This is a genomic window from Microcystis sp. LEGE 00066 (assembly GCF_015207925.1).
Lineage (GTDB): Bacteria > Cyanobacteriota > Cyanobacteriia > Cyanobacteriales > Microcystaceae > Microcystis > Microcystis ichthyoblabe_A.
In genome coordinates, this window is sequence record NZ_JADEVX010000123.1 from 1 (window position 1) to 13,213 (window position 13,213).

The window sequence follows — 13,213 nt, forward strand, 5'->3', positions numbered from 1 at the left end:
TACAATCCGACATATAGTTGATTCTGATAGTTCCCAGCTTGTACCAATGTGAAAATATGTTCTATATTCTCGCCAATATTCTAACGTTACTAAAACTTGTTCTTCTATAGATAGTTTAGGTTTCGGTCCCCTTTTAGATGGTGAATTAGAGTCGGCTTCAACACTTTTTACTGATTCTACCATCTTTCTATAGGTTTGTTTATACACACCGAAACGGCGTTTGAATTGTTCATCTGATAAGTTTTGATAATCCATAATTTTGCTAATAAACATAGCAAAATTATAGATGATTTCCTGACCTAAGATCACATTTTATTCTTTTTTCCACTTCAATCTAAGAATTGAGAAAAAAGCAAAACCCTCCATTATACCATAAAAAAATTATGCAAGAGGTCTAATAAAGGGGTAGGCATAACTTAAACGAGGGTGTTATGGTAAAAAAATACTATCGTGACATTTCTTCCTAAAATTACTCTATTCCTAGACGGTACTTTATGGATGGTCTGGTATCTGTTCTAGATATAGGGGGGACTTATCGTGCCAATCTAGATTATCGTTGTCGTGTTCCTGTGGGCAAAAAAGTAGTAAATTAGTAGGTCGGGTTGAGGTCACGAAACCCGACAGAAACCCTCAGTTGTTGGGTTTCACTTCGTTCAACCCAACCTACGCAAAAAGATCTACCAAAATAAACCGTCTCTATCCAAATTCGCTCGCTTCTTCAATATTAATAATCACTTCCTCTAAAGTTTCACCCTGACTCATACATCCGGGTAGATTGGGAATTAGTGCCGTGTATCCGCCTTCTTCTTCCGGATAAATTGAAATCGGATATTTAAGAGATAAAAAGTATTCTAATATTGGTTGTTCCATCGATAGGTCTAAATAGGTCTAACCGAGTCGCCAATTTGAGGGTTTTCAAAAGGTAACGTTTCGGATAATTCCCATACTAGCAGTTTATTTAACAATTCACGATTTATTAGCTCGGATATTGGCTTTTTATCGTTCTTAGAATTCGCTCCTACGGCTCTTTTTATGAATTTTCCTATCAAATCGGACGGGGTTTCTTGTTCTTTAAGCAACAACTCCAGCAATCTAGATCCTTTATTATTGGCTCTATCCGATTGTAAAATCGATATTTTTTCTTGAACAAAAGTAATTGTCCCCGTCCCTCTCACTAAGTCAAGATAGCCTAAAGACTCACCAGTCTGAAGATCTTTTATTTCCTCTTCGCTGGTATTGTAAACTAACATTCTTTGACCTTCTCGAATTCCACTAATTTCACCTCTATTGATCACTAATTTATAGTCATCAATAACCTTAACGACAGTGGCTGGAAAGGTTCCTTTAGGAGATAAAAGGGGAGTTTCTGTGACGTTTTCCATTATATTGACTTCATCAAGACAAAAATAATCTGCATAGCCGTTTTTCCTAAAGTGGTTTAACCCAATCTCCAATTTTAGGATTTTCAAATGGCTTTGGTTCATCAAATTCAATGATTTCCGCTTTTTCTCTCGGTGATGCCAGAAGATAAAAAGGATTTGAATTATCTAACTTTCTTCGGAATGTCTGTTTTTTATCGGATTCGATCGTAGCCATATTATCCTGTACATTTATGACCCGACCCGTACCTTTGACAATTTCTAGATAACCTAAAGATTCTCCCGTATTAGGGTCTATAATTTCTTCCTCGCTTATCCCATATATCAATACTCGGCGACCCACTTTAATTCTATTTCGTTCGCCTCGATTCATGACTAATCGATACGGATCAAGGATATTAACTATCTGGGCGGGGAATGTACCTTTAGGCGATAATAATGTCGTTTCAGTGAGGTTTTCCATGTTTCTTCTAGGGTTGACCGGTATTGAAATTTCTAGGAATGCTAGGCTTGATGATTATTTTTTCAATTAATTTGGGATCGTTTCCATCTAGGGCATCGATAATATTTTGATAGTTAGGATACGGCTGATTTAGAATAGCTTGTATTTTTCCATCACTTTGGATCACGTTTACGAAACCTATTGCAATTAAATTTTCAAACCCGTCAGCATCCGTGTAGTAGAAAGAAATATAGATATCATCCGCGAATAAATCTGATGCTTCCAGTAAGCATAGAATATTATTATTCGCATCCTTTTGAACTCTTAGAATTTTAGGGATAATGCGCTGTTTAATTTCAGTCTCTAGCTTTTGGTTTACCTCCTGAAGTTGCTTAACTTCTGCCTCTAATTTTTGTTTCTGTCTAAGAAGCGTGTTAACAGCACTTAACAAAGTGGCTATAAACAGTAGGGTGAAGAAACTGACAATAATTACTAGATCTAGAGGAATAGAAGTATTGAATGGATAACGAATTAAAGCAATACTTCCTAAAAATCCAAGAAGACCGAGTAAAACCCCTTGAATTTCGTTAAAACTAGACCAAATTAACCCCCAAAAGTTATTTTTCATCTTTTTTGAAAACTCAAGAGACCGGTGATTAGCCAGTCTCTCAAGTCTTATATATCTATTCTACTCGATTCCTTCGATACGGTCCTCCACTTCCTGATAAAGTTCCTGTAAGCGGTCTAAATTCTCTTGAGAAGTTTCCCAATAACCGCGACCATTAACTTCTAGCAAGGTTCCCACCATCTTGCGGAAAGAATTAGGATTGAGATTCATCAGACGCTGACACATCTCCTCATCTTGAATAAAGGTGGTGTTGACATCTTCATACACCCAATTATCCACCGCGTCAGCAGTTGCCGACCACCCCATAGTATTAACCAAACGCTTCGATAACTCTCGGACCCCCTCATAACCGTGACTTAACATTCCCTCATACCATTTGGGATTGAGTAACTTGGTGCGGGTATCCAAGCGCACCGTTTCCGATAAAGTACGCACCTGAGCATTAGCCGTAGTAGTATCAGCAATATAGGCCGCTGGTTTTTTGCCATCATCGCGTAAACTAGCGACAACTTTCGTCGGATCCGAGTCGAAATAGTGGGAAACATCAGTTAAACTAATCTCGCTAGAATCCAAGTTTTGGAAAGTCGCTTCCGCAGTTTTTAAGGATGCTTCAAACAACTGACGATTATCGGCCATCATCCCCGGATTATCAGAATCGAAAGCAAAACCCTTGCGGTTGAGATACATATTCTGTAACTCTTTTTCCTCTTCCCAACTGCTATTTTCCACCGCGAGATTGATGTTAGAAGAATAGGAACCGGAAGCATTAGAAAAAATGCGGGTGGCTGCCTGTCGAACCGTTAAACCCATATCTTTTGCCTGTTCAATAGCGTGTTTGCGGACATAATTCATCTCCATCGGTTCCTCTGCTTCCGCGGCCATTTTTACGCCTTGGTCAAGCAAGTTCATCTGATTGATAAATAAATCCCGGAAAACACCAGAACAATTGACCACCACATCAATGCGCGGTCTTCCTAACTCCTCAAGGGGAATTAACTCCAACTTATTCACCCGTCCCAAAGCATCGGGAAGGGGACGAACCCCCACCATCCAGAGAATTTGTGCTAGGGATTCCCCATAAGTTTTGATATTATCCGTTCCCCAGAGAACACAAGCGATGGTTTCCGGATACTTACCGCCATTATCCAGTTTTTGCCGTTCCAACAGACGATCTACCACAATTTTAGCCGATTTTACCGCCGCTAGGGTCGGGATAGACTGGGGATCTAAAGCGTGGATATTTTTACCCGTCGGTAAAACTCCGGGGTTACGGATGGGGTCGCCACCGGGACCGGGAAGAACGTATTCCCCTTCTAATGCTTTTAATAGCGCCCCTAATTCATTATCGGCACAAACCTGTTCTAAACAGAATTCTAGGTATTCAAACAGGGGTTTTAACGCTTCCGAATCAACTTTTGGATAACCCATCGACCGTAAAGTTTCGATCCAAGGCGATTTCTTGCCTATATTCAAGAAATTCAGCTTAGAAAGCATTGATACCCGACCTGACCCGTCGGTTTGGGACTCGACTAAAGCGGAGACGGCAGCGCGAGTCGCGAGGGTGATGTTTTGCAGTAATTCCACATCCTCCAGCACCCCTCGATCGCTATTGCGATAAACTTCCTCTAGATCCCGGCCGATGCTGTTAGCAATAATCCGGGGTAAGGAAAGTAAATCGTCTTCTTCCCGGTCTAAACTGGCAATATTGACCAAAGTTGCCACCGCTTCGAGCGCTGAGGGGGGTTTCCCGATAACGTGAAGTCCGCAGGGAAGTAAGCGCGATTCAATTTCCATCAGTTTACGATAGACCGAACCGACGATATTATCCCGTTCCTCTTGACTGAGATGGGCAGTGTCACCATCAGGTAAACTTATATCTTTGTCAAGATTGACCAATAAACATTTATCGACAATGGTATTGACAATTTGCACCCCACGCCCACTATCCTTCAGGGTTTGGTAGGAACCGATCAACTCGCTTAGTTCTTTTAACCCTTTGTAAAGTCCGGCATTTTCTGCGGGGGGAGTGAGATAGGAGATAGTTTCCGCATAACTACGACGTTTAGCGATCGTAGCTTCGCTGGGGTTATTAGCGGCATAATAGTAGAGATTGGGAATCATCCCGATGAGGTTATCGGGGTAGCATTCTCCAGACATTCCCATCTGTTTCCCCGGCATAAATTCTAGGGAACCGTGGGTGCCAAAATGAAGAACCGCATCTGCTTTCCAGACTTGATTGAGATAGGTATAGTAGGCTGCAAAACCGTGGTGGGGACTAGCAGAACGAGAAAAGAGCAGACGCATCGGATCCCCCTCATAACCGAAGGTAGGTTGAACCCCAATAAAGACGTTACCGAACTCTTTCCCGTAGATTAATAGATTTTGTCCATCACTGTTGAGATGTCCAGGTGGTAGTCCCCAATTTTCCTCTAAACGGACAGAATAGGGGGTTAAACGCTCGTATTCCGGTACAGACATCCGATAGGCGATATTTAGCTCCGGACTATGGTATTGTGCGGTGGCATCATGGATTACCGCTTCCATCAGTTCCCGGGGAGATGCGGGTAAGTCCTGCAAGTCATAACCATTATTTTGTAAAGCTTGCATCACTTCGTAGATGGAACCGAACACATCTAGATAGGCTGCGGTTCCCACATTCCCTTTATCGGGGGGGAAACTAAAGACGGTGATGGCGACTTTTTTATTGAGTTTCGGTTTCTTTCTTAGGTTAGCCCATTTTAGCGCCCGTTGAGCGATCGCTTCTATCCGGTCCTGTAAAGCGATCGCTTTACCCGTCGCCCCATCCCGGCCCGATAATATAATAGGTTCGATCGCACCGTCTAATTCCGGAATAGCAATCTGTAGCGCCACTTGAATCGGGTGTAAACCTAAATCGCTTTCTTCCCATTCCTGAGTGGTTTGGAAAACTAGCGGTAACGCGCACATATAGGGACGATTGAGACGTTTTAAGGATTCTATCGCTTTCGGGTGATCTTGTCGCGCTGGACCTCCCACTAAAGCAAATCCTGTCAGGGAAATTACCGTGTCAACGATAGCAACCGCTTCCACTCCTTTTAAGCTTTTATCCCAGAAATATTCCTCTACCGGTTTAGAAAAGTCTAATCCCCCGGCAAAAACGGGAAGGACTCGCGCACCCATAGACTCGAATTCCTGCACGAGAGCGACATAATGAGCGTCATCACCAGTAACGAGGTGAGTTCTCTGTAAAATTAAGCCAACACAGGGAGCCAAGGGGTCTTTTAGGTCATCGGCAATATCACTGCGGTTATTGTACCAAGCGAAGTATTCCTTGACATCCTCGAACATTTTCATGGATAAAGGATGCCAGATACCCATATCCGGATAAACTACCGGTTCCTTGTAAACTACGCTGTCATCCTTGTTATCGAAGACGTACTTATCGGCCAACATTAACAGGAAGTTCTCTAAATTTTCTGCGGAACCTCCCAGCCAATACTGGAAACTTAACATAAAGTTGCGTGCGTCCTGAGCTTTTTCCATGGGGAGATATTTCAGGACTTGCGGTAAGGTTCGCAATAACTTTAACATCGCATCTTGGAAACCAGCGCCGGAGTTTTCCCTGCGCTTTTTCATAAAGTTAGCGATGACACTCTTAGACTGTCCCAATTGTGCCATAGAAAAGCTGCCTAATTTATTTAAGCGCATTACCTGGGGCATAGAGGGAAAGACGATCGCCGCGTCTAATTTATCCCGATGGGGACTGACAGCGGCCACAACTTTATCGGCTAAATCTTCGATAAAGATGAGAGAAGCAATGAAAATATTAGCTTTGGCCACATCCTCCTGAAAATTGCGATAATTTTCCCCATCGCGCAGTTCTTCGATTAAATAACCACTAATTTCGATCGCTAGTTTTGGGTTGTTAGCGTTGATTTCCCTGACCGCACTACTCAGCGCACTTTGGTACTGAGGTTCTAGCACGACATAGACCACCTTGACCAGCGATCGACCATTCAACCCGTCGGGAACTATATGACGAATGGTGGACTTGACGTGAGTGAACATATATGATGGTTCTCCTTATTATTGCTGAGTCTGGTATGAAGTGATTTTCGTCATCTGATGACGATCGCCCTTTGTTTAAGGTATTTGGATATATATGTTTCTGTTTTGTATCAGAAAATGTCACCCAAGTGAGTATTTACTCTGGGTTTTGACACAATTCGATAAATATCTTGCCATATTTTGTAACAGATGGTAAAGAGCTTTTTGAGTAACTACTCAGGCTTTCCTTTACAAAAATTAATATTTAATCTATTGACTTTTAATCTCTTCGGGTCTAATTCCCCGCCGCTCGCGGCGTACAATAGAAAAATGAGTGAATACATCCATAAGAGCCATAATGTAAGTGTTTTGCTATATCATTTAGTGTTCCCAGCCAAATATCGTAAAGCCGTTTTCGACGAACAGGTAGATAGCTTGTTGAAAGAAGTCTGTCTAGAGATGGAAAAACGATACGAGATAAAGTTTGTAGAAATTGGAGTGGATAAAGATCATGTGCATTTTCTGGTGCAATCAGTACCGACCTATAGTGTGACAAGGATAGTGACAATGATTAAAAGTATAACGGCGAGAGAAATTTTCAAAAAGTGTCCTCAAGTGAAAAAGCAGTTGTGGGGAGGAGAGTTTTGGAGTGATGGATATTACGCAAGTACGGTAGGAAAGCATGGGGATGAAGGTATGATAGCGAGATATGTAAAAGAACAAGATAAAGAATACCTGCAGCTACACCAAAATCTACAATTGAGTCTATTTTGATTCTGATACCCCGTCCGCTTGCGGCGGGGTAGTTCATTTACAAAAATGTTATTGGATAACACCTCAGACGAGATGTCGCTGTTCAAAGATGATCAGGGTTAGGATCTGACTAATTCAACGTAATTAATTAAATTATATTAATTTTCTATAAAATACTTGACTTCACTCCGTGTCCCTATTCTGACAGGTGTAGGTTTATTACAAAGAGGTGAGCCAGCAATTCTCATTTTGAAACGATTTTGCGTTGTTTCAGCGATCTAGAGATTCGTTAAGAATTATTAACCCCTCTAGGTGCAAGGGTTTTAATGTCATGAAACCTTAAAATGAGAATTGCTGTCCAGGAATAAATCTAAAAACCTTGTTGGATAAGGCTTTTAGACTTTTTTGCCCTCAAAAAGTGCTGACCATTGGAGTGATCGGGGGTAAAATCCCTAGGCTTTTTCCCTGAAAATTAGGTAACTGACTACCTCAAAATCGGCAAAACCCTACACCCCACACCCTGCCCCCACCAACAAACTTTTTCAGCAGACCCTAGTTAGGTAATTCCCCAAAAAGTTGCCGATATTTTTGCAGTTTTGCCTCCATTTCTACTAACTGCTGATTAGCCTTTTCAGCCCGCTGGCATTCATTTTCAGCCCGTTTGCGTTCATTTTCAGCCCGTTGCTTTTCCTGCTCCAGTAGTTGATTAATTTCGCTGTAGGACAAAAATTGAGTACCATCAGGACGATAAATTTTTAACTCGTCGGTTAAGTCAAACCGAATGCCTAAACGGGGACTCACCCAATTATTAACCTCACTAACACTGTCTAAACTGTCACCAATTCGCTGCCAAGCTTCTAGACTATTATCATCGGGATCATAGACGTAGTATTCTTGGACTCCATAGCGATCATAAAATAGCAATTTTTTGGCCATTTCGATGGAGGTGTTACTGGGAGAAAGAATCTCAAAGACGACTTGAGGAGCAAGATTATCTTCTTGCCATTGTTTATAGGAACCTCGATCGCCTTTCGGTCTGCCAAATACTACCATCGTATCAGGAGCGGCAGCAATTTTCGGCTGGCCTTCCACGGGATACCATAACAGATCCCCCGCTACAAATACCTGGGGATCATCGATATATAACCAGTCGATATTCTGCTTAATCGTCACTATCCAGTGAAATTGTTTAGTATTATCTGCCATCGGTTTACCGTCGCTCTCAGGATAGATAATCTCGTTTTTGTTAACTTGACTAACCATGGGGAATACCTGCCGAACTCATTGGGCTATTTTCATTATATAATAAGTTTGAACTAAGTAAGGAAAAGACCAATCTTGATTTTAGAACTAGAGCAAGTAAATTTAGCTATCCGACGGGGCAGTACTTATCTGTTAGAAGATATTACTTTTAGCATCAAGCAAGGAGAAAAGTTAGCTATTGTCGGAGCATCTGGGGCAGGAAAAACGACTCTTTTGCGATTGTTAAATCGTTTGCAGGAACCAAGCACGGGAAATATTTATTTTCAAGGTAAATCGATTAAGGAAATACCGGTTATTTCCCTGCGACAACAGATATTTTTATTGCTACAAGAGTCGAAGTTATTAGGAATGAACGTTCGAGATGCCCTCGCTTATCCTTTGCAATTAAAAAAACTTACTCCTGCTGAAATTAATCAGAGAATTGACCATTGGACATCCCTATTAAAAATTCCTCAACAGTGGTTTGAGCGCGGGGAGTTAGAATTATCTTTAGGACAAAGACAATTAGTGGCAATTACCAGAGCTTTGCTGTTAGAACCGAGCATATTGTTATTAGATGAACCCACCTCTGCTCTAGATACAGGAACGGCCAGCAGGTTATTAGAAGTATTAAATAATCAAAGTTCAATGACCATAATTATGGTCAATCATCAACTGGATTTTTTAGAGGAATTTGCCGAGCGAGTCATTTATCTAGAAGCGGGAAAAATTGGATCAGATTGCCTCGCCAATCAATTAGATTGGTTAGGGTTAAAAACTCAGTTAATTGATTTAGAAAAATCTCGACAAAGTGACAATTGGTAAGATTAACTTAAAATTGCTGCGCCCTCCTGAAAAACTAATAATTCTCCTGAATTAATCGTTGTCCAAACTTCATTATCAGTTAAGGGAGTAGTGGCAATAATTGCCACTTGATCGCCCGGACGAGCTAAAACTTGAAAATCAACGCTAATATCTTCATCAATTAAATGAGCAGCGGCAAAAGGATACTGACGGATTATATAGCTTAATTTTGTCGAACAATGGGCAAAAAAATGTTCACCATCGGATAAAAGATAATTAAAAATTCCTTGACAAGCGATAGAGTTTGTGATAGTTTTTAGGACTTGATAAAGTTGCTCTAGGGAAGGTTTGCCCTGGGGAAAAGTCTCTCGCAGGGTATTAAGAATTAAACAAAAAGCTTTTTCCGAATCTGTGTCCCCAACTGGTTGATAAAAATCTCCCGCAGCCGGTGAGAAATTTTCTAAATTACCATTATGGGCAAAAACCCAATATTTCCCCCACAATTCCCGCCGAAAAGGATGACAGTTTTCTAGTTTAATTTCTCCTTGGGTAGCTTTGCGAATATGGGCGATAACATTGGTAGAATGGATGGGATAGTTTTTAATTAATTCCGCAATCGGAGAAGCGATCGAGGGTTTAACATCAATAAAAGTTCGACAACCTAAACCCTCAAAAAAAGCGATTCCCCAACCGTCTCGATGTTCGTCGGTTTTTCCTCCCCGCGCACAAAATCCCTCAAAGGAAAAACAGATATCCGTGGGGACATTACAATTCATGCCTAGAAGTTGACACATAGTTGCTTGAGTTTGAACATCAGATGCGTGGAAAATTATTTACTGCCAGCAGCCGTGACAGGAGACAGGAGAATTTCTTCCAGCTGCCTCTTGCCCATCCTAGCTAAGAAATTAATCTGGCACTACTGCTAATTAGGGTTTACTGAAAAAGTTTCTTGGTGGGTGTTGGGTTTTACCGATTTTCAGAAGGTTTTTAGATTTATTCAGCCAATCCTAATTAGGGTATGCTGAAAAAGTTTTTCGTGGGGACAGGGTGTGGGGTGTCGGGTGTGGGGTGTAGGGTTTTACCCATTTTCAGACGGTCAGTTACCTAATTTTCAGGGAAAAAGTACCTAAATTTTACCCCCGATCCCTCCAATGGTCGGCACTTTTTAAGGGAAAAAAAGTCTAAAAGCCTTATCCAACAAGGTTTTTAGATTTATTCAGTAAACCCTAATTAAATCAACCTCTGAAAGACAAAAAAGGCAAAAAATCAGATTTTTAGCGATAAAATGACATTTTTTTGCCTAAAAAGTCCATTTATTGGCTTTTACTGCCTTTTATCTTCCCGCATCCCTGTTTTAACCCCCATGAATCCCAACTGGGCGATCGAGATTAATTTTTTGGCCTGCTTATTCGATAAAATAGGAAATTAGGCCATCTAATCAAATCTGTATCCTTAAGGCTATGACAATTATTTCTCGATCGATCCCCCAATCACCCACTAAATCCTCGTCTATCGGCGGCTGGCGCGGTTTGATCGAAGAATATCGCCAATTTCTGCCCGTAAGCAGTAAAACCCCTGTAATTACCCTCCTAGAAGGCAATACACCCCTGATCCCCGCCCCCTATCTCTCAGCACAAATCGGGCGCGATGTCAAGGTTTTTGTCAAATATGATGGTTTAAATCCCACCGGCAGCTTTAAAGACCGAGGCATGACCATGGCCATCTCGAAAGCTAAAGAAGAAGGGGCAAAAGCCGTGATTTGTGCCAGCACTGGGAACACCTCGGCGGCGGCGGCAGCCTATGCAAGACGTGCGGGGATGCGGGCCTTTGTGATTATCCCCGACGGTTATGTGGCCTTAGGAAAATTAGCCCAGGCTTTATTGTACGGAGCGGAAGTCATCGCTATTAATGGCAACTTTGATGATGCCCTCAAGATTGTCCGCCAACTATCAGAAAATTATCCCGTAACTTTAGTCAATTCCGTCAATCCCTACCGTTTAGAGGGTCAAAAAACCGCCGCTTTCGAGATTGTCGATGTCTTGGGTAATGCCCCCGACTGGTTATGTATTCCCGTGGGCAATGCGGGCAATATTAGCGCCTATTGGATGGGATTCTGTCAGTATCACCAGATAGGCAAATGCGACCAGCTGCCGAAGATGATGGGTTTTCAGGCCGCTGGGGCTGCCCCTTTTATCTCCAAACAACCGGTTGACCATCCCGAAACCCTAGCCACCGCTATCCGTATCGGCAACCCCGCTAACTGGGAAAAAGCCTGGGCCGCTAGTCACGCTAGTCAAGGGCAATTTCATGCGGTCAGCGATGAGGAAATATTGGCAGCCTATCGGATTTTAGGTGGCCAAGAGGGGGTTTTCTGTGAACCGGCCAGCGCCGCTTCTGTGGCAGGATTATTAAAAGTGCATCAACAGGTTCCCGATGGGGCCACCGTAGTGTGTGTTTTAACGGGAAATGGCCTAAAAGACCCAGATTCGGCGGTAAAACACAGCAATAATCAACTAAAATCTGGGATTGCGCCCGAATTAACCCAAGTGGCTCAAATTATGGGCTTCTAAGCTAACGTTAATTCGGGTTAAGCAGTGCTTCTATAAAACTCCCTTAGAACTGGGAATTATACCGGCGCGACGGGGATCGATCGCTATGGCCCCACTCATCGCCCGGGCAAAAGCTTTAAAAGTAGCCTCAATAATATGATGGGAATTAATCCCGTCTAATTGGCGAATATGTAGGGTCATTTGACTGTGATTGACCAAAGCAACGAAAAATTCCCGCACTAGCTGAGTATCGTAGGTTCCCACTCTTTGGGTGGGAATTTCTAGACCATAACTGAGGTGGGGGCGACCGGAAAAATCGAGGGCAACCTGCACTAAAGCTTCATCGAGAGGGGCGACAAAATGCCCGAAACGGACGATCCCTTTTTTGTCGCCTAAAGCTTGCAGTAAAGCTTGTCCAAGGGTGATTCCCACGTCTTCATTGGTGTGATGGTCATCAATTTCTAGATCTCCAGTGGCACGCACATCGAGATTGATCGCAGCGTGGGAGGCGATTTGCTGCAACATATGATCGAGAAAGGGAATTCCTGTCTGGGCGCGACAATTGCCGCTACCATCAAGATCGATCGTCACCTCTACATCGGTTTCTTTGGTAGTACGACTAACCGAGGCGCGACGGCAAGGTGAGACAAAAGAATCGGGGATATGGGAAGTGGAAATCATTTGCAGCAGTTATCTTAATGGTGAGATACGAAGTTTTCCTTTTCAGGAGACAGGAGATAGGAGATAGAAGACAAGAAACAACTATCCTACCCACAAAACCTAAGATTATGTCAAATTTATCCGAGCTTTTAGATATCTTGACCCGATAGCAGCTCGATAACTTACTTATGCGGGGGGTATAGTAAACTTAAAACTCACATCTGATAACTGATTACTGATCACTGAAAAGAACGTAGGTTGGGTTGAAGCATGAAACCCAACGCCCGATTATGTTACGCTACCGCTAACCCATCCTACAAATAATTGTACCTCCCTACTTAGCTTAACAAATTAGGTTTTAGATTCGGCCCTTGTAATCAGTGAACTTAAAACTCACATCTGATAACTGATAACTGATAACTGATAACTGAAAAGGCCTAACTTTCTGGTTCAGTTTTAGCTTCCGCCGGCGGACCGGGGGGCAAAGCTTCCTCGCTGACGGGTTGAGGATTTTGGCTAGTGGGGGGACTAGCGGGGGAAACCTCCGGCTGATTGAGAGCGGGGGTTTGGGGCGGAGTTTCTGGAGCTTTGTCCTCGATTATCGCTTCTTTGGGCGGTTCTGGCTGGGTTTGGGGTGGATTTGTCCCTGTGGTTGCGGGTGGCTTGACGTTATCCGGTTGGGGACTAACGGCGGGCTGCGGGGTTTGATTGGGACGAAGCGGGGTTTCAG

Annotated in this window: 12 protein-coding genes and 1 pseudogene; 3 read left to right on the plus strand and 10 right to left on the minus strand. The window is 42.7% G+C overall.

The window, feature by feature from the left end; genetic code table 11:
* The 6 genes from IQ224_RS16050 to IQ224_RS16075 all read right to left on the minus strand — a co-directional run.
* Positions 1-273, minus strand: a 273-nt coding sequence (locus tag IQ224_RS16050) for a transposase family protein (protein ID WP_194032966.1), incomplete at its 3' end; no start/stop codon positions are given.
* 423 nt (positions 274-696) lie between these two features.
* The gene (locus IQ224_RS16055; RefSeq protein ID WP_002745658.1) at positions 697-870 is read right to left on the minus strand and encodes a type II toxin-antitoxin system HicB family antitoxin; all 174 of its coding nucleotides are present in this window, start codon (positions 868-870) and stop codon (positions 697-699) included.
* Positions 871-878: 8 nt separating this feature from the next.
* Positions 879-1,382 carry a hypothetical protein gene (locus tag IQ224_RS16060; protein WP_002745660.1) on the minus strand — a complete coding sequence of 168 codons (504 nt, stop codon included), beginning with the start codon at positions 1,380-1,382 and terminating at the stop codon, positions 879-881.
* A 46-nt stretch (positions 1,383-1,428) separates the two neighbouring features.
* The gene (locus tag IQ224_RS16065; protein WP_036401699.1) at positions 1,429-1,842 is read right to left on the minus strand and encodes a hypothetical protein; all 414 of its coding nucleotides are present in this window, start codon (positions 1,840-1,842) and stop codon (positions 1,429-1,431) included.
* A gap of 7 nt (positions 1,843-1,849) precedes the next feature.
* Positions 1,850-2,449 carry a hypothetical protein gene (locus tag IQ224_RS16070; protein ID WP_002745664.1) on the minus strand — a complete coding sequence of 200 codons (600 nt, stop codon included), beginning with the start codon at positions 2,447-2,449 and terminating at the stop codon, positions 1,850-1,852.
* 60 nt (positions 2,450-2,509) lie between these two features.
* Positions 2,510-6,496 carry a magnesium chelatase subunit H gene (locus tag IQ224_RS16075; RefSeq protein WP_194033206.1) on the minus strand — a complete coding sequence of 1,329 codons (3,987 nt, stop codon included), beginning with the start codon at positions 6,494-6,496 and terminating at the stop codon, positions 2,510-2,512.
* Positions 6,497-6,805: 309 nt separating this feature from the next.
* On the opposite strand from IQ224_RS16075, the gene tnpA reads away from it, so the two are divergent.
* Entirely contained in the window at positions 6,806-7,249 is a 444-nt protein-coding gene (tnpA, locus tag IQ224_RS16080) for an IS200/IS605 family transposase (RefSeq protein WP_002740761.1), read from the plus strand.
* A 531-nt stretch (positions 7,250-7,780) separates the two neighbouring features.
* On the opposite strand, the gene IQ224_RS16085 is transcribed toward tnpA, so the two are convergent.
* A complete protein-coding gene (locus tag IQ224_RS16085; protein ID WP_002745668.1) occupies positions 7,781-8,491 on the minus strand; it encodes a Uma2 family endonuclease in 711 nt (236 codons plus the stop codon).
* Positions 8,492-8,566: 75 nt separating this feature from the next.
* Between IQ224_RS16085 and IQ224_RS16090 the strand changes: the two genes are divergently transcribed.
* On the plus strand, positions 8,567-9,295 hold the full coding sequence (locus IQ224_RS16090; protein ID WP_002745669.1) for an ATP-binding cassette domain-containing protein: 729 nt from the start codon (positions 8,567-8,569) through the stop codon (positions 9,293-9,295).
* A 2-nt stretch (positions 9,296-9,297) separates the two neighbouring features.
* Here the strand turns inward: IQ224_RS16090 and IQ224_RS16095 are convergent, their stop codons facing one another.
* The gene (locus IQ224_RS16095) at positions 9,298-10,068 is read right to left on the minus strand and encodes a class II glutamine amidotransferase (RefSeq protein ID WP_036401705.1); all 771 of its coding nucleotides are present in this window, start codon (positions 10,066-10,068) and stop codon (positions 9,298-9,300) included.
* Positions 10,069-10,734: 666 nt separating this feature from the next.
* On the opposite strand from IQ224_RS16095, the gene thrC reads away from it, so the two are divergent.
* Entirely contained in the window at positions 10,735-11,844 is a 1,110-nt protein-coding gene (gene thrC / locus IQ224_RS16100) for a threonine synthase (protein ID WP_061430419.1), read from the plus strand.
* Between the two features lie 30 nt (positions 11,845-11,874).
* Here the strand turns inward: thrC and hisB are convergent, their stop codons facing one another.
* Positions 11,875-12,504 (minus strand): imidazoleglycerol-phosphate dehydratase HisB, encoded by a 630-nt coding sequence (hisB, locus tag IQ224_RS16105; RefSeq protein WP_194033207.1) that lies wholly within the window; start codon positions 12,502-12,504, stop codon positions 11,875-11,877.
* A 416-nt stretch (positions 12,505-12,920) separates the two neighbouring features.
* Positions 12,921-13,213 (minus strand): annotated as a pseudogene (locus IQ224_RS16110) (TonB protein); the annotation flags it as partial.